Annotated in this window: 16 protein-coding genes and 5 pseudogenes; 15 read left to right on the top strand and 6 right to left on the bottom strand. The window is 70.1% G+C overall.

The genetic code is table 11. The annotated features are described in order from the left end of the window. Window positions 1-200: 200 nt before the first annotated feature. On the bottom strand, window positions 201-623 hold the full coding sequence (locus JF597_RS18270; protein WP_293995858.1) for a hypothetical protein: 423 nt from the start codon (window positions 621-623) through the stop codon (window positions 201-203). Window positions 624-958: 335 nt separating this feature from the next. On the opposite strand from JF597_RS18270, the gene JF597_RS18275 reads away from it, so the two are divergent. From JF597_RS18275 to JF597_RS18290, 4 genes and pseudogenes are all read left to right on the top strand, one after another. Further along, window positions 959-1168: a ferredoxin gene (locus JF597_RS18275; RefSeq protein ID WP_293996136.1), complete on the top strand. Its 210-nt coding sequence runs from the start codon at window positions 959-961 to the stop codon at window positions 1166-1168. Beyond that, entirely contained in the window at window positions 1158-2513 is a 1356-nt protein-coding gene (locus JF597_RS18280) for an NAD(P)/FAD-dependent oxidoreductase (protein WP_293995860.1), read from the top strand. Before JF597_RS18275 ends, JF597_RS18280 begins: the two co-directional genes overlap by 11 nt. A 30-nt stretch (window positions 2514-2543) precedes the next feature. Next, complete coding sequence (locus JF597_RS18285) at window positions 2544-3728, top strand: cytochrome P450 (RefSeq protein WP_293995862.1); 1185 nt, start codon at window positions 2544-2546, stop codon at window positions 3726-3728. 317 nt (window positions 3729-4045) lie between these two features. Continuing rightward, window positions 4046-4960, top strand: a pseudogene (locus tag JF597_RS18290) (FAD-dependent monooxygenase); the annotation flags it as partial. Between the two features lie 78 nt (window positions 4961-5038). On the opposite strand, the pseudogene JF597_RS18295 reads toward JF597_RS18290, so the two are convergent. From JF597_RS18295 to JF597_RS18305, 3 genes and pseudogenes are all read right to left on the bottom strand, one after another. Further along, window positions 5039-5371 (bottom strand): annotated as a pseudogene (locus JF597_RS18295) (TetR family transcriptional regulator); the annotation flags it as partial. A 267-nt stretch (window positions 5372-5638) separates the two neighbouring features. Next, window positions 5639-7408: a glycoside hydrolase family 6 protein gene (locus tag JF597_RS18300; RefSeq protein WP_293995864.1), complete on the bottom strand. Its 1770-nt coding sequence runs from the start codon at window positions 7406-7408 to the stop codon at window positions 5639-5641. Between the two features lie 30 nt (window positions 7409-7438). Further along, on the bottom strand, window positions 7439-7666 hold the full coding sequence (locus JF597_RS18305) for a hypothetical protein (protein WP_293995866.1): 228 nt from the start codon (window positions 7664-7666) through the stop codon (window positions 7439-7441). A 462-nt stretch (window positions 7667-8128) separates the two neighbouring features. On the opposite strand from JF597_RS18305, the pseudogene JF597_RS18310 reads away from it, so the two are divergent. From JF597_RS18310 to JF597_RS18345, 8 genes and pseudogenes are all read left to right on the top strand, one after another. Further along, window positions 8129-8824: pseudogene (locus JF597_RS18310) on the top strand (glycoside hydrolase family 48 protein); the annotation flags it as partial. Between the two features lie 333 nt (window positions 8825-9157). Then, window positions 9158-10179 (top strand): annotated as a pseudogene (locus JF597_RS18315) (LacI family DNA-binding transcriptional regulator). 154 nt (window positions 10180-10333) lie between these two features. Then, complete coding sequence (locus JF597_RS18320; protein WP_293995868.1) at window positions 10334-11464, top strand: cellulose binding domain-containing protein; 1131 nt, start codon at window positions 10334-10336, stop codon at window positions 11462-11464. Window positions 11465-11797: 333 nt separating this feature from the next. Beyond that, window positions 11798-12709 (top strand): alpha/beta hydrolase, encoded by a 912-nt coding sequence (locus JF597_RS18325; protein ID WP_293995870.1) that lies wholly within the window; start codon window positions 11798-11800, stop codon window positions 12707-12709. A gap of 147 nt (window positions 12710-12856) precedes the next feature. Next, the gene (locus JF597_RS18330; protein WP_293995872.1) at window positions 12857-13246 is read left to right on the top strand and encodes a nuclear transport factor 2 family protein; all 390 of its coding nucleotides are present in this window, start codon (window positions 12857-12859) and stop codon (window positions 13244-13246) included. A gap of 24 nt (window positions 13247-13270) precedes the next feature. Beyond that, a complete protein-coding gene (locus tag JF597_RS18335) occupies window positions 13271-13969 on the top strand; it encodes a type 1 glutamine amidotransferase domain-containing protein (protein ID WP_293995874.1) in 699 nt (232 codons plus the stop codon). A 114-nt stretch (window positions 13970-14083) separates the two neighbouring features. Continuing rightward, window positions 14084-14854 (top strand): annotated as a pseudogene (locus JF597_RS18340) (helix-turn-helix domain-containing protein); the annotation flags it as partial. Between the two features lie 196 nt (window positions 14855-15050). Next, window positions 15051-15281 (top strand): zinc-binding dehydrogenase, encoded by a 231-nt coding sequence (locus JF597_RS18345; protein ID WP_293995876.1) that lies wholly within the window; start codon window positions 15051-15053, stop codon window positions 15279-15281. 139 nt (window positions 15282-15420) lie between these two features. On the opposite strand, the gene JF597_RS18350 is transcribed toward JF597_RS18345, so the two are convergent. Beyond that, the gene (locus JF597_RS18350) at window positions 15421-16287 is read right to left on the bottom strand and encodes a helix-turn-helix transcriptional regulator (protein WP_293995877.1); all 867 of its coding nucleotides are present in this window, start codon (window positions 16285-16287) and stop codon (window positions 15421-15423) included. A 187-nt stretch (window positions 16288-16474) separates the two neighbouring features. On the opposite strand from JF597_RS18350, the gene JF597_RS18355 reads away from it, so the two are divergent. The 3 genes from JF597_RS18355 to JF597_RS18365 all read left to right on the top strand — a co-directional run bounded on the left by JF597_RS18355 (window position 16475) and on the right by JF597_RS18365 (window position 19177). Further along, window positions 16475-16846 (top strand): DUF2255 family protein, encoded by a 372-nt coding sequence (locus JF597_RS18355; protein ID WP_293995878.1) that lies wholly within the window; start codon window positions 16475-16477, stop codon window positions 16844-16846. A 67-nt stretch (window positions 16847-16913) separates the two neighbouring features. Then, window positions 16914-18299, top strand: coding sequence for a Na+/H+ antiporter (locus JF597_RS18360; protein ID WP_293995879.1), 1386 nt, complete (start codon window positions 16914-16916; stop codon window positions 18297-18299). Further along, on the top strand, window positions 18296-19177 hold the full coding sequence (locus tag JF597_RS18365) for an aldo/keto reductase (protein WP_293995892.1): 882 nt from the start codon (window positions 18296-18298) through the stop codon (window positions 19175-19177). The genes JF597_RS18360 and JF597_RS18365 overlap by 4 nt, the downstream gene beginning before the upstream one ends. A gap of 111 nt (window positions 19178-19288) precedes the next feature. Here the strand turns inward: JF597_RS18365 and JF597_RS18370 are convergent, their stop codons facing one another. Further along, the gene (locus JF597_RS18370; RefSeq protein WP_293995894.1) at window positions 19289-20161 is read right to left on the bottom strand and encodes a universal stress protein; all 873 of its coding nucleotides are present in this window, start codon (window positions 20159-20161) and stop codon (window positions 19289-19291) included. Between the last annotated feature and the right edge of the window lie 63 nt (window positions 20162-20224).

The raw sequence follows: 20224 nt of genomic DNA on the forward strand, positions 1-20224 counted from the left end.
GCTTCCGCTCCTGGGCGTACCGAGGCGGCGCCCCGCGTCCGGCCGACGGCATCGCGGCGGCGCGGGCGGAGGCGGTACGGCGGGGCACGGGCGCCGGAGGGCACCGGCGCATCGCACGATCAGTGGGGCGGCCCCGCTCAGCCGGCGGTCGGAGGCGCCGATCGCCGACCGCCGCCCCCAGGACTTGAACGGCACTCGTCTCACCGGTCACCGCGGTCCGGCTCGGGGTGGTGCCAGCCCCGGTCGCCGCGCTCGACGCGGTATTCGCCGAGCCGGTACGACCTGGCGGCCGCAGAGCCTTGGCGCTCGTCCCGCCGGAGGCAGGAGTGACCGTCGCGGTAGAAGTGCCCCCCGCGGTAGAAGCGGCCGTCGCAGTCGTGCCGGGTCGCGTCGGTGACGCGGTGCCAGCCATGGACCTCGTCGCAGGAGTAGCCCCGTTCGAGCAGGTACCCGACTCCGTTGTCCCAGCTGTAGTCGGCGTTCCCGACCTGGACAGCCGACCGCTGAACGTGCGCGGACTCCGACGTCGCTGCCGAAGCGGTGCCCCCGGCACCGAGGACGGAAACCCCCACGACCGCCGCGGAGGAGACAGCGAGGGCGACGCGCTTCGTGAACTTCTTCATGATTTCCCCTTCCCGGTCGGCGCGGTCTGCGCCGACGGCTTTCCGGTCAGGCGACGTCGGCCGCCCGGTACGGTGGTGCGAGCACTTCCATACGCTGTACGGAATCACTCTCTCGAGTGTAACCATACGTCGTATGGAAATGTCGATGTGACGCGGGCAACTGTTGTGGACGGCTGTTGCGGAAGTGGCGAACTCCCTTGCGGCACAGGGACGTTGACCGCCTCCGTGTCCTCGGTGCGTCGGGGGGCTTCGTCCCGCCTCCGCGACATGCGAGTACAGGATTTCCGGCCCATGCTGGAGACGAGGGGGGTGTGACAACGGAGGAAGTGGTGACGATGCGGGCCGTCGTCGATCTCACCCACTGCCAGGGGTACGCACAGTGCGTGTTCCTCGCGCCGCAGGTGTTCGAGCTGCACGGCGAGGAGGGACTGCTCTACGCGACCGCCGTACCGGACGACCAGGAAGAACGCGTGCGCCAGGCCGCGGCGGCATGCCCGGTGCAGGCGATTCTCCTCGGGGAAGAGGTGAACACCGGTGCCCGGTGACCTGAAGGAGGGAAGGATCGTCATCGTCGGTGCGTCGCTGGCCGGACTCAGGGCCGCCGAGGCACTGCGCGAGGAGGGATTCACCGGCCCGCTGACCGTGGTCGGCGACGAGCCCCACGCGCCCTACGACCGGCCGCCGCTGTCCAAGCAGGTGCTGCTCGGCCAGGCGACGGCGGACACCACCGAGCTGCCGATGCGCCGGGATGCGGACGCCGAGTGGCGCCTCGGAGTGCGCGCCACCGGTGTGGATCTACTGGCGAAGCGAGTGGTGCTGGAGGACGGGGAGTCGCTGCCGTACGACCGGCTGCTGATCGCCACCGGCACCCGGGCGCGTCCCTGGCCGAACCCCGAGGAAGGCGCCCTGGACGGCGTGTTCACCCTGCGTACCCGGGAGGACGCCGCCGGGCTGGCCGAACGCCTGGACGCGCGGCCGGAGCGGGTGCTGGTGATCGGCGCCGGCTTCACCGGCTCGGAGATCGCCTCGGCCTGCCGGGAACTCGGGCTCGAGGTCACGGTCGCCGAACGCGGCCCCGCGCCGCTGGTGGGCGCCCTCGGCGGCATCCTCTCGAAGCTCGCGGCGGTCATGCAGCGCAACCACGGCGTGGACCTGCGCACCGGGGTGACGGTCAGCGCCCTGACCGGCAACGGTGCCTTCACGGGCGCACAGTTGTCGGACGGCAGTCGCGTGGACGCGGACGTGTGCGTCGTCGCGCTGGGCGCCATCCGCAACGTGGAGTGGCTGGCAGAATCCGGGCTGGCGGTGGGCCCGCGGGGGATCGCCTGCGACGCCGGATGCCGAGCCTTCAACATGTACGGGATCGTCACCGACGACGTCTTCGCGGCCGGCGACGTCTCCCGCTTCCCCCACCCGCTGTTCGGCTACCAGATGCTGTCCCTGGAGCACTGGGGCAACGCGGTCGAGCAGGCCGAGGTGGCGGCCCACAACATGGTCAACCCCGGTCCGCTGCAGCGCCCGCACCTGTCCATCCCGGTGTTCTGGTCGACCCAGTTCGGGCTCAACATCAAGTCGGTGGGGGTCCCCACCTACTCCGACCACGTGGTCATCGCCCAGGGCTCCCTGGAGGCACGCCGTCTCGCCATGGTCTACGGCTACCAGGGCCGGGTCACCGCCGCGGTCACCGTCGACATGGCCAAGTCCCTCGACTACTACCGGCACCTGATCGAGACGGCCGCTCCGTTCCCGCCCCCGCCCGGCGCGCAGGACCGGGCGATCGCCGCCGACGTCCCGATCCCCTCCCTCGTGCCGGATCCGTCGGTGCTCTCCCACGGCCCGACCGTCGCCCTCACCGGCCATCTTCCCGACCGCCGACTGACCGTGGTGTAGCCCGCGTCCCGTCCATCCGGAGGATCCGCCATGGAATCCGAGACACTGCTGGCACGGATCACCGACTACGCCAGCCGCCCCGACCCGTACCCCCTGTACGCGGAACTCCGTGAAGCCGGTCCCGTGGTGCAGCAGGCAGACGGCAGCTACCTGATCGGCACCTACCACGAGATCGCCGCTCTGCTGCATGACGCGCGGATGAGCGCCGACCCCCGCACCCGGGGGGAAGTGACCCACAAGCCGCCCTTCCTCCGGCTCGACGACCCCGAGCACCACAGGCTGCGCACGCTGGCCATGCGGCCCTTCGGGCCCCCGCACAGCCCCCACCGGGTCGATTCCATGCGCGGCGAGATCGACCGGATCACCAAGGAACTGGCGGAGTCCTTCGAGGCGGGCCGGCAGATCGACATCGTCGACGACTTCGCCTACCCGCTGCCCGTCACGGTGATCTGCCGGCTGCTCGGCGTACCGCGCGAGGACGAACCGCTGTTCCGCGCCTGGTCCGACGCGCTGGTCGCCGCCGCCGACGTCCGGCCCGACGACGACTCCGCCGAGACGGACAAAGCCGGCGACCAGGCGCGGATGGAAATGGGCGGGTACCTGGTGCACCTCGCCGAGCAGCGTCGCGGCCATCCGAGCGACGACATGCTCTCCGCCTTCGTCAACGAACCGGACCCGGCCCTGCGGCTCACTCAGGAGGAACTCGCCGAAACCGCCGTGCTGCTGCTCATCGCCGGGCACGAGACGACGGTCAACCTGATCACCAACGGCTCGCTCACACTGCTGCGTCACCCCGAGCAGTTGGACCGGCTGCGGCGCGAACCGGAACTGCTGCCGCGAGCGGTGGAGGAACTGCTGCGCTACGAGCCCCCGGTCCACATGCGCGAGCGCGTCCCGCACGCCGGCATCGACGTCGCCGGCACCGAGATCCCGCAACACGCGACCGTCGTCCTGGTGCTGGCCTCAGGCAACCGCGATCCCAGGCGGTTCCACGAGCCCGACCGGTTCGACCCCACCCGCGCGGACAACCAGCACCTCGGCTTCGGCAGCGGTATCCACCTCTGCTACGGCGGACCTCTGGCCCGCATCGAGGCGTACGCCGCGCTCGGCGCGCTGATTCCCCACCTCGGCAGCGCCCACCTGGTCGAGGACCCGCCTCCGTACCGGCAGAACGCCATGCTCCGAGGCCCCCGCCACCTGCCCGTTCAGCTGTAGACCCGCGTGGCCACGGCGTCCTGGTCTGCGAGGTCACGGACTCCATCAGCTCGCACTTGACACGGCCACTTATCGGTAACACCGTGACCGTTATTGCTACCTGGTCTGAGCCGCAGCCCAATTCCTCGTGGTGGACGGTCTGCGGATGCACTACAAACACGCTGGTCACGGTCCGGCACTCGTCCTGTTGCACGGCAGCGCGTCGTCGCTCCAGCACTTCGACCGAGCGGCGGGCCTGTTGTCCGAGTCGTTCGACGTCATCCGCCCCGACCTGCCGGGGTCCGGCCTGACCGGCCCCCGGTGGCCGGCAACTCACTTTGGGCGTCGGGTTCGCCGGGACGACGGACGAGAGCGACCGGATGCTCATCGCGGACGCCTCGGTGACGGGTCTGGCCCGCAACCGGTGGCACATGCGGCCCGGCCGGACGAGGAGCCGCCTTCGGAGAGGGACGACATGGTCCGACGGATCCACACCCACACCCGCAACCGGCGCATTCAGCTGCACGACATCCGCTGGACGTCGGTGTTGCGGCCCAACATCCGTCTTGCGGAGCGCTACAGCCGAGGACGGGTCTTCCTCGCCGGTGACGCCGCGCACGTCCATACTCCGGCCGGCGCCCAGGGCCTGAACACCGGCATACAGGACGGCTACAACCTCGGCTGGAAGCTCGGCCAGGTCCTCGCCGGGGCGAACCCGTCGCTGCTGGACACCTACGAGGCGGAGAGGCAGCCGATCGCCGCCGGGGTTCTGGGCCTGTCCACGGACAAGTGGGGCGTGCATCGCCAGGCTCGACCCGTCGAGCATGAAGCGGGGCAAGGAGGAACAGCAGCTCAGCCTGACGTACTGCGGCGGCCCCCTCGCCCTCGCCGGCGGCATGCGCACCGCGACACTGCGCGTGGGTGACCGCGCCCCGGACGCCCGGCTGTTCGACGCCGGCGGCGCCGAGCCCCGGCTGTTCGACGTCCTGCGCGGGCCGGACTTCACCGCCATCGCCTACGGGCCCGGTGCCGCCCGGGACCTCGAACGGTTCGCCTGGCCGACGGCGGGCGCCCGGCTGAAGCGGCTCGCCGTCGGCCTCTCCTTCTGCGGCCTGGAGAAAACGCTGCGGCGTGCCTACGGCCTGACCGGCGACACGCTGCTGCTGATCCGTCCCGACGGCTACATCGGGCACATCGCCGCCCGGGACTTCCTCACCACCACACACACCGCCGTACGCGCCATGACGCCGTAGGCAAGGAGCCGCACCATGTCCCAGCACAGCCCCAACGGTCCCGGCCGGGGAACCACCGTATGAGCCGCGTACTGCTGCGCGGAGCGCCATGGCGTTCGGTCCCAGAGGGACCTCTTCGACCAGCAGACGAGCCGCGTTCCGGTGTCGGGCCAAGGCGCCGAACATGGTGTGCGCGCCCATCCGCAGCGCCTGTTTCCAGTCCATCGCTAGCAGTTCGTCGCCGTTCAGCTCCACGGCGCCGAACATGCGGTCCACGACATGAGCGACCAGAGCCGACCGGTTGTCGAAGTGGCGGTACAGCGTCGCCGTGCCCGAGCCCAGGCGCTGGGCCAGCGTCCGCATCGAGAGAGCGTCCGCGCCTTCCTCGTCCACGATCTGCAGTGCGGTGGCGACGATGCGCTCCAGCGGCACGGGCGGCCACCCCGGAGAACGCCGAGCCGATGTCGTGCTCCCCCGGGCAGGACCAGCTGCTTCCACGGAACGTTCACCTCACCGGTCGGCACCATAACAACAACGCCGTATCCGATATACAGATCGCCGATCGGGCAGGACGCAACTTCGAAGGAGCGCCGCAGACCCACCCGGGCCGCCCGTTCGGGCCTGCGGGCTCCGGAGCCCGCCCCCGCCGGGGGCCGGCCAGGAGTGGCCGGGCCCCGGCGGGGGCGCCGTGTCAGCGGATCACGACAGCGGCGGGTAGGCGTTCTGCATGAGCTGCTGGAACTGGGCGGAGAACCAGTGCCCGGCCAGCGGCGCGTTCGGCAGGGCGCCGGTGGGGTTGTTGCCGTTGCGGGCGTTGCCGCCGTAGGTGGGGTCGCACATGCGGTCGAAGCCCTTGCCCTCGTCGTTGGAGACGGCGGAGCTGGAGCCGTCGGACTCGCCCGGAGGCTTGACCCAGACGTAGGCATCGATGCCGGCGGCCGGGGCCGCGGTGGGACGTTCGCCGAGTCCCGCGCCGCTCTGGTTGCACCAGTTGCCGGCGTGGATGCGCCGGTCGATGCGGCTGCCGTTGACGAAGTCGTCGACGGAGGTCGTCGGTCCGGGACCGGTGGGCCGGGCGGGGCCGCCCCAGCCGTCGCGGGAGGTGTCGACCAGCATGCCGATGCCGGAGTTGAATCCGGCCGCGACCAGCTTGTCCCGCAGTGCGAGGGCGAAGGACTGTTCGTCCACGTACTGGTTCCAGTCGACCCACTTCGACTGACGCACCGTCTGCCCGTTGACGGTGTCGGTGACCTTGAAGTTCGGCTCCTTGACGGGGCTGTAGTTGGCGGTGTTGACGATGAATCCGGCCACGTCGTTCACGCTCGCACCGTTGGTCGTGGCGACCTTCGCGAACTCCTGGACGGCCGGGCCCAGGTTGCTGTCCCAGCCGAGCCAGCCGTGGTGGCCGGCGTCGATGTAGTTGTAGACGTTCGGGATGGCACCGAGCTTGTCCAGGGCGTAGGAGACGCCCTTCTCGTAGTTGCCGTTGCTCTTCATGGTCACGCAGGCGTCGGTGGTGGAGGAGGTGCCGCCGGCGTTGGTGACCAGGTTGGGCAGCGAGTCGGGCTCGATCACGGTGGCGATCCGCAGGCCCGCGTACTTCGGGTCGGAGAGGATCGAGGCGATGGGGTCGATGTACTGGGACTTGTACTTGTCGAGGTCATTCGGTCCGAGTTCGCCGTTGGAGGCGAGCGCGGCACAGTCACGGCCGGGCAGGTCGTAGATGACCAGCTGTACGACCAGGTCACCGGAGCCCTTCTGCTTGAGCGCCTCGTCGAGGTGGGCGCGCAGACCCATGCCGCCGTTGACACCGTTGATCGCGGCGATCCGGTCGAGCCAGACAGCGGTGGGCTGGTTGGAGATGCGGCTGCCGCCCGGTTCGGCGGCGGCCTTGGCCGACCACTCGGGGTTCACGTACACCTTCGCTCCGGTGTAGGGGTTGTCGACGCGGTTGCCGGTGTCTCCACCACCGCCCCCGGTGCCGCCACCGGTGTCGCCCCCGGTGCCGCCACCGGTGTCGCCCCCGGTACCTCCGCCGGTGCCGCCGCCGCTGTCCACGTTGCAGGTGACTCCGTCGAGCGTGAACGTGGCGGGCACACTGTTGGTCCCGCTGTAGGAGCCGTTGAAGCCGAAGCTGACCGAGCCGCCGTTCGCAAGGGTGCCGTTGTAGCTCTCGTTGACGGCGGTGACGTCGGCACCGCTCTGGACGACCTTGGCGTTCCAGTAGCTGGAGACCTTCTGGTTGCCGGCATACGACCACTTCACCGACCATCCCGACTTGGCCGCACCGTTGTTGGTGACCGTCACGGCTGCGGTGAAACCGGTGTCCCACTGACTCTGGATCCTGTAGTCGACGGTGCAGGGGATGGCCGAGGTGGCGGCGCCGGCCTGGCCGACGACGAGCGCCGTCCCCGACAGCCCGGCGACCAGCGCCAGGGCGACGAGAAGCGATGTCCTGGTGTGACTCATGAGTGCGGGTTTCCTTCCTCCGGTGGGGAGTTACGGGGTGAGGGCGCGCAGATGGTCACGCGGCCCGACGCCGTACGCGGTGGGTGTGCCGTCGCAGGCGGAGAGCTGTGTTCTCGCCGACCTCGCCGGCGACCGGACGTGGTGCGCGGCGGCGAGATCGCCCGCAGGGTCGGCAGGCTCGTACGTCAGCCACTGGCTGGGATCGTCGGCGTAGGCGAGCCCGCCGGCCATGACGACGTCCACGGCCGGAACAGTCATGACCCCGACAAGGGGACGACCGCTCCGGCGGCGGTTAAAAGTACTGAACGCGGGGGGTGTCGCATGAGCGACTCCTTGCAGCTCGGGCGCGCCGTTACGGACGCGTCGACTGATTGGAACCGCTCCCACTGGTGCGGACGAAGGTAGCGCCAGCCGGGCAGGTTTCAAAGGGGTCCCGCGAAATACTCCGGTTCGACATGCGGCTTCGAACTTTCAACTCCTCAACGTCTTGACCGCGCCCGCCCCCGTCTCCACGATGGGAGCGCTCCCACTGGTTTCGAGTCTTGACCTCTCCCCCGCGAGCCGCGTGATCAAGGAGGAACCAGCACATGGATCCCGGACGTAGACGCGCAGCCTTACGGCGAATGTGGACCGCCGTGGCGGCAGCGTTCGCCCTGCCCCTTTCCATGCTCGCCGCCGGCGCAACCACCGCACAGGCGGCGAGCGTTCAGTGCAGCGTCGTACTACGACGAACAGCCCGTGTACCACGACCCGCCGTCCAACCAGTGGTTCGGCTTCCAGGCGTGGTCGATGGAGCGGGTCGCCGAGCTCTACCAGCAGACGGGGAACACCTCCGCGAAGGCGATCCTCGACAAGTGGGTCACGTGGGCGCTGTCCAAGACCACGATCAACCCGGACGGCACCTACCTGATCCCGTCGACGCTGCAGTGGTCGGGCGAGCCCGACACCTGGAACGCCTCCAGCCCCGGCTCCAACAGCGGGCTCCACGTCACCGTCGCCGACTACACCAACGACGTCGGGGTGGCCGCCGCGTACGCCAAGACCCTGACGTACTACGCCGCCAGGTCCGGTGACGCCGCGGCCAAGTCGACGGCGAAGGCGCTGCTGGACGGCATGTGGAACAACTACCGGGACAGCCTGGGCATCGCCGTCCCGGAAACCCGTTCCGACTACGGCAGGTTCAACGACAGCGTGTACGTGCCGAGCACTTTCAGCGGCACGATGCCGAACGGCGACGCGATCAACTCGTCGTCGACATTCAGCTCGCTCAGGTCGTTCTACAAGAACGACCCGGCCTGGTCGAAGGTCGAGGCGTATCTCAAGGGCGGTGCCGCGCCTGTGTTCACGTATCACCGGTTCTGGGCCCAGGCGGACATCGCCCTGGCCATGGGCTCGTACGCGGAACTCCTCGAATAGGCCCCCGCTGAAGTTCCGCGTGCGGCCCCCGTCACAGGGAGACGGGGGCACCCGGCCGGGCGGTCCCCTGCGCACAGGGGACCGTCCGGCCCTCACGCCGGCCAGGAGCGTGGCCTGACGGTTCACCACTGACGATGCGCATCACGCGCGCCCACCCGCGCCGTCCTCGTCGGGAGCGCTCCCAGATCTCACCGGCGGGCTTCGAAAGGAGGGAGGGGAACACTGCCCTGGCCGATGCGGCCGGGTCGCCCGCCGGTTCCCGTGCCCCTGGCAAAGTCGTGTGTTCGGCACCTCCGTCCCCGTAAGATCGGTGACCTGGTGGGGGAGGTGGTCATGGGCAAACGGCGCCTGGGGACGCCGACGCTGGAGGAGGTGGCCGCCCGTGCCGGGGTGGGACGGGGCACGGTCTCCCGCGTCATCAACAACGCTGCGGGCGTGAAGGAGTCGACGCGCCGGACGGTACAGCGGGCCATCGAGGAACTGGGGTACGTGCCCAACCTCGCGGCCCGTTCGCTGGCAGGGCGGCGGGCCGACGCGGTCGCCCTGGTCATGACGGAACCGGACTGGCGCCAGTTCGCGGAGCCCTTCTTCTCCGAGACCGTCAGCTCGCTCGGGGACGCGTTGTCGGGCACCGGAATGCAGCTGATGCTGACCCTGGTCCGCTCGGACGCCGAGCGGCAGCGCTTCCTCGAGTACGCGCGCGGCGGTCGTGTCGACGGCGTTCTGCTGATGTCCGTGCACGCCGGCGATCCACTGCCGGACATGCTCGCCGAAGCCCGGTTGCCGACCGTTCTGCTCGGGCGCCGCTCTGGCGACGAGTACGTCAGCTACGTCGATGTGGACAACGTCGGCGGAGCCCGCAGCGCCGTCTTCCACCTGTTGGAACGAGGCCGCCGAACGATCGCCACGATCACCGGGCCGGCCGACATGTACGTGACCCAGTGCCGACTGCGCGGCTACCAGGAGGCGTTGGCCCTGGCGGGCCTGGAAGGGGAGCGGACCCTCGTCGCCGAGGGCGACTTCACGGCGGAGAGCGGACGCCGCGCCATGGCCGAACTCCTCCGACGGCATCCGGAGATCGACGGACTCCTCACCGCGTCGGACACCACGGCCGCAGGAGCTCTGGAGACGCTGCACTCGGCGGGGCACCGTGTGCCCGAGGACATCGCCGTGATCGGTTTCGACGACTTCCCGCTGGCCCAGCGGACCACACCACGACTGACCACGGTGCGCCAGCCGATCGAGGCGATCGGACGGGCCATGGTCCGGCTGCTCCTGGAGGAGATGGAGGAGGGCCCGTGGCCTGGCGTCACGTCATCCTCCGCACCGAGCTGGTGGTGCGCGAATCCACCTGACCGTCACCCGGCGGCATTCCGGTACGCCGCGGGCCTTGTCATGAACCTGAACCATCTCTAGTGTCCCTGCCGAACCGACGGATTGGGAGCGCTCCCAATCGTTGCTTTCGGGAGCGCTCCCGCACATCCCCCCATCCCGTTCCGGAGGATCTGCATGCGACCTTCACGACACCACGCCCGCAGCGCGCGGGGCATGCTCGGCGCGCTGCTCACCTCGCTCCTCTCCCTCGCCGCGCTGCTGACCACCGCATCGGGGGCGCACGCCGACACCACGATCTGCGAACAGTTCGGATCGACCACCGTCCAGGGCCGCTACGTCGTCCAGAACAACCGCTGGGGCACCAGCGCCACACAGTGCATCTCCGTCACCGGCTCCGGATTCAGGATCACCCAGGCGGACGGATCCGTCCCCACGAACGGCGCTCCGAAGTCGTACCCCTCCGTCTACAACGGCTGCCACTACACCAACTGCTCGCCCGGCACCGATCTCCCCGCTCAGCTCAGCTCCATCTCCAGCGCGCCCACGAGCACCTCGTACAGCTACGTGAACGACGCGGCCTACGACGCGGCCTACGACATCTGGCTCGACCCCACGCCCCGCACCGACGGCGTGAACCGAACCGAGATCATGATCTGGTTCAACAGGGTCGGATCCGTCCAACCCGTGGGCTCGCCGGTCGGCACCGCCACGGTGGGCGGGCGCGAGTGGCAGGTGTGGTCCGGTAACAACGGCTCGAACGATGTGCTGTCGTTCGTCGCACCGTCGGCGATCAGCAGCTGGAACTTCGACGTCATGGACTTCGCCCGGCAGGCTGTCTCCCGCGGACTGGCCCAGAACAACTGGTACCTGACCAGTGTTCAGGCCGGTTTCGAACCCTGGCAGAACGGCACGGGTCTCGCCCTGACCTCGTTCTCCTCGACTGTCAACAAGGGCTCCTCCGGTGACCCGGGCGGCCCGGGAGGTTCCGCGGCCTGCAAGGTGGCGTACAGCACGAACGTCTGGCAGGGGGGCTTCACCGCCGACGTCACCGTCACCAACACCGGTTCCGCCACGGTCAATGGCTGGAAACTCGTGTTCACGCTGCCCTCCGGGCAGCAGATCACCAGCGCCTGGAACGCGAACGTGTCCCCGTCCTCGGGCGCTGTCACGGCGAGCAACGTCGGCCACAACGAGCAGATCACCGCCGGCGGCCAGGCGTCCTTCGGGTTCCAGGGCACCTACGGCGGCACCTTCGCCAAGCCCGCCGGCTTCAGCCTGAACGGCACCGCCTGCACCACCGCTTGACCTGCGCCCCCCCACGCCGGGGCCGCCCGCTTTCTCCACGCGGACCCGCGGGCCCCGGCGCCCGTTCAGATCGCCGCGCTCCAAGCGGGTGCAGGACTCGACGCTCACCCCGGCGAGCATCGCGACCTCGCCCCGGCGCAGGCCAGAAGGCGAGACGATCAGTGGGGCCCCTGTCAGTCCCCTCCACGCGAGAAGAGGAATCACCTACCCGGTCATTCATATACAGGGGACGGTTTCTTCCCCCCATCGCGGGTGGACATCATCTCTGCGTCGGCGAATCATGGTGTGCGGACCGCCAATTGGCGGAACAGGGGCGAAAAGGGGAAAGGCGCCGTGGTCGAGTCCGTTTCATTCAGGAACAGAGAAGTAGAAATCGCGGGACACCTTCATCTGCCCGACGACTTCGACGAAAAAAAGAAGTACCCGGCCCTGGTCGGAATTCACCCGGCCGGCGGCGTGAAGGAACAGACCATCGGCCAGTACGCGAAGCGGCTGGCCGCCCACGGATTCGTCACCGTGGTCTACGACTCCTCCTATCAGGGAGAAAGCGGCGGCGAACCGCGCCTTCTGGAAGACCCGACGACCAGGGTGGAGGACGCCCGCGTCGCGGCGGACTTCCTCACCACCCTCCCCTACGTCGACACCGAGCGGATGGGTGTCTTCGGCATCTGCGCCGGCGGCGGCTACGCGATCAGCGTGGCGCAGACCGAACGCCGCTTCAAGGCGGTGGCCACGGTCAGCGCCGCCCCGATGGGCGAAGGCTCCAGGGCCTTTCTCGGGCACCCCTCTTCGGTGTCCGAGCAGATCAAAACCCTGGAAATGGTCGCCCAGCAGCGCACCGCGGAGGCGAGGGGAGCAGCGCCGGCCTACGCCCCGTTCGTCCCGGAGACGCTGGAGGAGATCGACGACAACACGCCGGACCTCCTGCGCGAGGGGTACGACTACTACCGGACTCCGCGTGGTCGGCATCCCCATTCCAAGGGCCGTTTCCTGCTGACCAGCCTGGACAAGATGTACGCCTTCTCGGCGTTCGACCAGATTCCGGAACTGCTGACCCAGCCGTTGCTTCTCATCGCGGGGAGCAAGGCGGACACGAAGGTGTTCAGCGACCAGGCGTACGAGCTTTCCAACGGCCCGAAGGAACTGTTCGTGGTCGACGGCGCGACGCACATCGCCATGTACGACGTTCCCGAGTACATGGACCAGGCGATCACCAAGATGGTGAAGTTCTTCGCCGTCCTCTAGGAGAAAGATCACGTGATCGCCGAGGCCGTGGCGCGTGGTGCCGCTGAAGCCGGTCCCGAGGCCCTCCACACGTCGGACGCCTTCGCCGCCTGATCACAGATCCCTTTGGCCTTTTCCGCTTCACCCGCCCCGCGCAAGGAGTACCCCATGTCCGATTCCCCGAGCCTCACCGTCATCCGCCGGGTCTACGAGTCCCGAATGGCACCCGAGGTCACCAAGGAGGTGATGGCTCCGGACTTCGTCTGGGACATCACCCCCGGCTTCCCGAACAGCGGTGTCTTCCACGGCTGGGACAGCGTGGCCACGGACTTCTTCGGCAAGATGACGGGCTACGAGTCCTTCGGCGCGGTGCCCGAGGAGTTCTTCGCGGACGAGGCGGGCCATGTCTTCGTCTACGGCCACTACCACGCCGAGACGAAGACCGGGAACACGGCCGACGTCCGGTTCCTGCACCTGTGGACCGTCCGGGACGGCCAGGCCGTACGGATGCGGCAGATCGCCGACAGCCACGTCCTCCAGGAAGCCCTCAAGGGCTGACCCTCCCCTCATCAGGAGCTCTCCATGGCGAAGATCCTCTTCGTGATCACCGCGTCCGACCACTGGACGCTGGCCGACGGAACCCGCCAGCCGGCCGGATTCTGGGCCGAGGAGGCCATCGGCCCCTACCAGGTCTTCAAGGAGGCCGGATACGAGATCGCGGCGGCGACGCCCGGCGGTGTGCCGCCGACGGCGGACCCGCTCAGCCTCAGCGCGGAGTTCAACGGAGGCGAGGAAGGCGCCGAACGCATGCGTACCGCGCTGCGGGAGGCCACCGAGCTGGCGCGCCCGATGCGCATCGAGGACGTGCACATCGACGACTACGTGGCCGTCTTCTGTCCCGGCGGCTGGGGTCCGATGGAGGACCTGCCCGACAACGCCGCCTCCGGCAGGCTGCTCACCGACTGGCTCGCCTCCGGCAAGCCCGTGTCCCTGGTCTGCCACGGCCCCGCGGCCCTGCTGGCCACCATCGGCCCCGACGGCTCGTCCCCCTTCTCCGGCTACCGCCTGACCGGGCTGTCCAACGCCGAGGAGAAGCAGAACGGTCTCGCGGACCGCGCGAAGTGGCTGCTGCAGGACCGCCTCGTGGGCGACCTCAAGGCCGACTACCGCGAGGCCGACCCGTTCACCCCGCACGTCCAGGTCGACCGCACCCTCTACACCGGCCAGAACCCGTACTCGGCCGTCCCCCTCGCCGAGGAGCTGGTCAAGGCGCTGAGCTGAGCATCCGGAGACACCCCCGCCGATGGCCCGGCGCGCACGCGCGCCCCGGGCCACCAGCCATCGCCGCCCACTGTCCGATCAGGCAGGGGAAGGATCTGTCCCCCTCACAAGACGCAGCGTCTGAAGGGGCTGCGCCGCGAGGAGGTGGCCCTCCTCGCCGCGATCAGCACCGAGTACTACACCCGGATCGAGCAGGGCCGGCTCCAGGCATCGGCTCCCCTCCTCGACGAGATCGCCCAGGCGCTGAGACTCAACGACGCCCAGCGCACCTACCTCTTCGGCCTCGCGGCGAAGGAGAGGCTGCGCCCGTCCGTGTACCGCGAGCGCCAGCAGGTGGACCCGCAGTTGCAGCGCATGCTGGACGATCTCAGCGCCTCCCCGGCCTTCGTCATCGGCCGGTGCACGGACATCCTCGGCTGGAACCGGCTCGCCGCCGCCCTGTGGACCGACTTCGGGCGCTACCCCGAGCAGGAGCGGGTGTTCGTCCGGCTGCTGTTCACCGAGCCCTGGATGCGCGAGCTGTACGTCGACTGGGAGGACGTCACCCGGCTGGCCGTCGCCCAGCTGCGCATGGAGAGCGCGCGCTACCCCGACGACCAGCCCCTCACCGCGCTGGTCGAGGAACTCTCCGCCCGTGACGCGCAGTTCCGGCAGTGGTGGACCGAACACGACGTCGCGCTGCGGGGCAAGGGCGTCAAGAAGCTGCGTCACCCCGTGGTGGGCGAGCTGACCCTCGACTGGAACACGCTCACCTGCGGCACGGACCCCGACCAGCACATCATCGTGTGGAACGCCGAACCCGGCAGCGCGTCCCACGACGGGCTGCGCCTGCTCGCCTCCTGGGCCGCCGGCGAGAAGCCGACGGCGACCGACGCGACGACCTGAACGCTTCTCCGTCTATGGGGGGAAGGAAGCGTCCCCCCTGTGGCCGTATCCCCGCCAGGATTCCCTCCCCTTTTCCGGGCCTGCGCGAGACGGAAAGGTCGGACACCTCAGCGACCGTGAGTCGAACAACGAGGGGCCTCGACGGCGCCTCGCTCGGCGCTCTCACCGCCCGGGCGGTGCGTGACGGGGCCGGGTGGTGACACTGCGCGGCTACGACGGTCCCGGTGAGCGAGGCATCGTCTGCGAGCCGATCCTCGTGTTCCGCTACGCCCGGGAGCGCGCCGAGCTCGACCGGCTGCGGCAGCAGGTGGAGGACGGCCGGATCACGCTTCGGGTCGCCAGGACGTTCCCGGCGGAGCAGGCCGCCGAGGCGCACCGGCTCCTCGCCGCCGGGGGCGTGCGTGGCCGGCTGGTCCTGACGTTCTGATCCGGGCCACGGACCGGGGGTGAGTGGGCGTCCCTCGACCACCATGGCGTGGGTGCGGCCGGACGGCGTCCGGGCGCCCCTGCGTGGCCATGTCTCCGACCCCGGGACGGGTGGCGCGGCGTCCGCGAGCCGGAAGGCCTCAGGCTGCCGCGTCCTCTGCGCGCTGTTCCGGATCCGCGGTCCACGACGCCAGCAACAGAAGCTGGTCGTGCGGCGGGGTCCCGGGTTCGGCGGTGGCGATCAGCAGCTTCTGTGTGGGGGCGGCGGTGCAGGTCAGGCTGTCCCAGTCCAGGGTGAGGTCGCCGACGACCGGGTGGCGCAGCCGCTTCGTGCCCGCCCGCAGGCCGTTCATCTGGCGGCCTGCCCACCACTGCCGGAAGTCGGCGTCGGCGACCGACAACTCGCCGACGAGCGCGGCAAGCCCGGGGTCGCCGGGGTACCGGGCGGCCTCCAGGCGCAACTGGGTCACGCAGGCCCGGGCGTTGGTCCTCCAGTCGAGGCAGAGCTCTCGGAAGGCGGGGTCGGTGAACATCAGCCGCGCGTAGTTGCGCCTCTTCGCGGGGACCTTGTCGAAGTCGGTGAGCACAGCGGCTGCCAGAGGGTTCCAGGCAAGGATGTCCAGGCGCCGGCCGATCACCAGGCCGGGACTCGAGGTGAGATCGTCGAGCAGGCGGCGCAGCTGCGGGTGCGTTTTCTGCGCGGCCGGCCGGCGGTGTCGTGCCCGTGGCCGGCCGACCAGCTGGAACAGGTGGTCACGCTGGTGATCGGACAGGTGCAGGACATGGGCGAGAGTGGCCAGCACTGACGCGGACGGCCGAATGCGGCCCTGTTCCAGCCGTGTGTAGTAGTCGGTGCTGATGGTGGCGAGCAGGGCGACCTCCTCCCTGCGCAAGCCGGGCACCCGTCGGTCACCGGTGTCGGGCAGACCGACGGTACGCGGGGTCAACTCGGCCCTCCGCGCCTTGAGGAATTCTCCCAGCTCGTTCGGATGCGCGTCGCCGGTCATGGCGCCAGTGTGGCAGCACCCGGCCGCCGGGAGGGGGGTAAGGATTTCTCCCCTGGATAAGCAGTTCCCCGGATGGAATTCTCCCCTTTGCGGGTCCCCGGGAAAGTGACCGCTGCTGCGTCCGTGACGTTCCAGCGACCTCGACGAGTCGTGCCCCCACCGCATCACGAGGATGGAAACCACACCGATGACCACCTGGACAGACGGCGAGCTCCAGCGCATCGCAGAGGCCGACGAACTGGAGATGGCCCCGCTCCGGCGTGACGGCACACTGCGCGCACCGGTGCCGGTCTGGGTGGTCCGCGACGGCGACGACCTGTACGTCCGCTCCTTCCGCGGCACGGCCGGCGGCTGGTGGCGCACCGCCGTCGCGACCCACGCGGGCCACGTCCGCTCCGGCGGTGTCGACAAGGACGTCACCTTCGCCGAGGTGCCGGACCCCGAGACCAACGACCGCGTCGACACGGCGTACCGGAGCAAGTACGGCCGTCTCGGCGGCGCGTACGTCGATCCCATGGTGGCGGCGCGTGCCACGACGCTGCGGCTGCTGCCCGGATGACCAGGAAGATCCCCGTCGAACCCGCTGAGCCGTCACCGCCGGCCGGCCCCGCACCGGAGTAAGTGTCATGCTCGGTCTCGAACTCGTCGTCGTCCTGGGTGCGGCCGTGCTGGTGGGGAACTTCCTGGGTCAGCGCTTCCGTGTCGCCCCGCCCGTCGTGCTCCTGCTCCTGGGCGCCCTGATCGGCCTCGTCCCGGCCGTCCGCCAGACCCAACTCCCTCCCGAAGTGGTGTTGTTGCTCTTCCTTCCCGTGCTGCTGTACTGGGAGAGCCTGACCACGTCGATGCGGGAGATCCGGACGAACCTGCGCGGCATCGTCCTGCTCAGCACCGTGCTGGTGATCCTCACCGCGGGGGCGGTGGCGGTCGCAGGCCACGCGCTGGGGTTGCCGTGGGGACCGGCGTGGGCCCTGGGCGCGGCCGTGGCACCGACCGACGCCACGGCGGTGAGCGCCCTGGCGGGTTCCCTGCCGCGCCGCCAGATCACGGTCCTGCGTGCGGAGAGCCTCGTCAACGACGGCACCGCCCTGGTGATCTACGGTCTGGCGGTCGGCATCACCGTGGGCGAGGAGCACCTCACCCTTCCCCATGTGGGCGCGCTGTTCCTGCTGGCGTACGGCGGCGGGGCCGCGGTCGGCGTCGCGGTCGCCTGGGTCAACATGAACCTGCGCCGCCGGCTGGACGATCCCCTGCTCGGCAACCTCGTCATGATCCTGGCGCCGTTCACGGCGTATCTGCTGGCCGAGCTGATCCACGCCTCGGGTGTTCTCGCGGTCGTGGTGAGCGGCCTGATCATGGCGCAGGTGGCGCCCGGCCTCATCCGGGCCGAGCACCGCCGCCAGGCACTGGCCTTCTGGCCGCTGGCCACGTTCATCATCAACGGCGCGCTGTTCGTCCTGGTGGGGGTGGAACTGCAGTACGCGCTGCGGCACTTGAGCCGGTCCGACCTCAGGGACGCCCTCATCGCGGTCGGGGCGGTCGGCGTGGTCCTGGTCGCGGTCCGGTTCGCGTTCCTTTTCGCCTCCGCCTACCTGATCCGCGCGATCGACCGGCGTCCCGAGCAGCGACTGCGGAGAATGAGCGACCGGGCGCGCGTGGTGAGCGGGCCGGCGGGCTTCCGGGGCGCGGTGTCCCTGGCCGTGGCGCTGTCGGTGCCCGAGACCCTCGACTCCGGAGCGCCGTTCCCGGGCCGCGCCTTCATCGTCTTCGTCACCTCCGGCGTGATCGTGGTGACGCTCGTGGTGCAGGGGCTGCTGCTGCCGGGCGTGGTGCGCTGGGCCCGGCTGCCCCGGGACACCTCCGTCGACGAGGAGCAGATCCTCGCCGAGACCACGGCGACCGAGGAGGCCGTCAAGGCACTGCCCCGGCTCGCGGCCGAACTGGGCACCACCCCCAAGGTCGCGGAGTGGCTGCGCCAGGAGTACGAGGCCAACCCGGCGACCGCACCGACATGATCGCCGTGCTGCGCGGAGCCGTCGATCTGGGCGTCACGTTCTTCGACACCGCGGAGGTCTACGGCCCCTACGTCAACGAGGAACTCGTCGGAGAGGCCCTGGCCCCGGTGCGTGACCAGGTGGTCATCGCCACCAAGTTCGGCTTCCGCATCGAGGGCGGTGCGGCCGTCGGACTGAACAGCCGGCCCGAGCAGATCCGCTCCGTCGCGACGGCCTCCCTCAAACGGCTGGGCGTCGAGCGGCTCGACCTCTTCTACCAGCACCGCGTCGACCCGGAGGTGCCCATCGAGGACGTCGCGGGCACGGTGGGCGAGCTCGTGCAGGAGGGCAAGGTCCGCTGCTTTGGGCTCTCGGAGGCCAGTGCGGGGACCATCCGGCGCGCCCACGCGGTCCACCCGGTGACGGCGGTGCAGAGCGAGTACTCGCTGTGGACCCGCGATCCCGAGCCGGAGGTCCTGCCGACGTGCGCGGCACTCGGCATCGGCTTCGTGCCCTTCAGCCCCCTGGGCAAGGGGTTCCTGACCGGGGCGGTGGACGCCTCGACACCGTTCGCGGCCGACGACGTACGCACCACCATCCCGCGCTTCACGGCCGAGAACCGGGCGGCCAATAAGGCACTCGTCGAGCACGTCACCGCCCTCGCGCAGGCCAGGGACGCCACACCGGGGCAGGTGGCCCTCGCCTGGCTGCTCGCCCGGCATCCGTCGATCGTGCCGATCCCCGGCACCCGGCGCACCGCCCGCGTCGAGGAGAACGCCGGCGCCACGCACGTTCCGCTCTCCGCCGACGAACTGTCGGACCTGAACGCACTCGCAGGCCGGATCGGGGTCAAGGGAGACCGTTACAACGAGCACCACATGTCGCTGCTGGACACGTAGGGGCCCGTTCAGCCTCGCCGGAGGCGGCGGAAGGAACCGCGGGCGCGTCGATCACCAGCATGGGGCGCCCCATCCCCTCTGGGACCTCGCGTGTACGGGCTGGTACGACGATCACTCCGTCTGCGGTACGACCGCCACCGGGCACGCCGCTCGGTGGAGCAGGGTGTGGGCCACCCGGCCGAGCCGGAGACCGACGTGTCCGGGGCGGCGCCTCGCGCCCACGACGACGAGGTCGGCGGCGGCCGAGCGGTCCGCCAGGATCCGGTGGGCCGGCCCCTCGGCCGTCACGCTGCGGACCCGGACCTTCGGATGGGCGGCCGTGGCTTCGCCGAGCAGCGCGTCGAGCAGTGCCGACGCTTTTTCCTCGCGCCGGCGGACGGCCTCCGCGACCGGCAGACGGTTGCCGACCTGGTGGGCGGGGCAGCTCCAGGCCCGGACGGCGTACAGGACGGATGCGCGGGCCTCCGCCTCCCGGAAGGCGAACCGTACGGCCTCGTTCGCGGTGCCGGGCTCCCCCGCGCCGAGCAGGATCCGCTCGTGGCCGCCGGCCAGGCCGGTCCCGTCGCCCCGGACCACGATCACCGGGCAGTGTGCCTTGGCCGCCACGGCCGTGCCGACCGACCCCAGGAGCAGCCCGGTCAGCTCGCTCCGGCCGCGGGACCCGGTGACCAGGGCATGCGCGTGGTCGCCCGCGCGCAGGAGGGCGTACACCGGGTCATCGGGGAGGATGTCCGCGGTGACCTTCACGTCGGCGCAGCGCTGTGCGGCGCGCTCGGCCGCGGAGGCGACGATGTGTTCGGCGAGCACGCGTTCCGAGGGGCGTTCGGTGCCCTCCGACGGCACGCCCGCCTCGTAGCGCTCCCAGCGGGAGGCGTACACCAGCCGCAGCGGCAGGTCGTGGCGAGCGGCCTCGTCCACCGCCCAGTCGACCGCGAGCAGGCTCCCGTCCGATCCGTCGACGCCCACGACCAGGGGAAGCGTCATCGTCCCCACCGCCTTTCGTCGGACCGCCACGTCGTGCAGCAGGGGGCTCCGATGTCACCGTGC

Origin of the sequence: Streptomyces sp. (assembly GCF_019510245.1) — a bacterium.
In the GTDB taxonomy this organism is placed as follows: domain Bacteria; phylum Actinomycetota; class Actinomycetes; order Streptomycetales; family Streptomycetaceae; genus Streptomyces.

Bases quoted from the DNA above. Each gene is read 5' to 3' on its own strand.
- JF597_RS18270 (WP_293995858.1), bottom strand. From the start codon at position 623: ATGAAGAAGTTCACGAAGCGCGTCGCCCTCGCTGTCTCCTCCGCGGCG.
- JF597_RS18275 (WP_293996136.1), top strand. From the start codon at position 959: ATGCGGGCCGTCGTCGATCTCACCCACTGCCAGGGGTACGCACAGTGC.
- JF597_RS18285 (WP_293995862.1), top strand. From the start codon at position 2,544: ATGGAATCCGAGACACTGCTGGCACGGATCACCGACTACGCCAGCCGC.
- JF597_RS18300 (WP_293995864.1), bottom strand. From the start codon at position 7,408: ATGAGTCACACCAGGACATCGCTTCTCGTCGCCCTGGCGCTGGTCGCC.
- JF597_RS18305 (WP_293995866.1), bottom strand. From the start codon at position 7,666: ATGACTGTTCCGGCCGTGGACGTCGTCATGGCCGGCGGGCTCGCCTAC.
- JF597_RS18320 (WP_293995868.1), top strand. From the start codon at position 10,334: ATGCGACCTTCACGACACCACGCCCGCAGCGCGCGGGGCATGCTCGGC.
- JF597_RS18330 (WP_293995872.1), top strand. From the start codon at position 12,857: ATGTCCGATTCCCCGAGCCTCACCGTCATCCGCCGGGTCTACGAGTCC.
- JF597_RS18335 (WP_293995874.1), top strand. From the start codon at position 13,271: ATGGCGAAGATCCTCTTCGTGATCACCGCGTCCGACCACTGGACGCTG.
- JF597_RS18350 (WP_293995877.1), bottom strand. From the start codon at position 16,287: ATGACCGGCGACGCGCATCCGAACGAGCTGGGAGAATTCCTCAAGGCG.
- JF597_RS18355 (WP_293995878.1), top strand. From the start codon at position 16,475: ATGACCACCTGGACAGACGGCGAGCTCCAGCGCATCGCAGAGGCCGAC.
- JF597_RS18360 (WP_293995879.1), top strand. From the start codon at position 16,914: ATGCTCGGTCTCGAACTCGTCGTCGTCCTGGGTGCGGCCGTGCTGGTG.
- JF597_RS18365 (WP_293995892.1), top strand. From the start codon at position 18,296: ATGATCGCCGTGCTGCGCGGAGCCGTCGATCTGGGCGTCACGTTCTTC.
- JF597_RS18370 (WP_293995894.1), bottom strand. From the start codon at position 20,161: ATGACGCTTCCCCTGGTCGTGGGCGTCGACGGATCGGACGGGAGCCTG.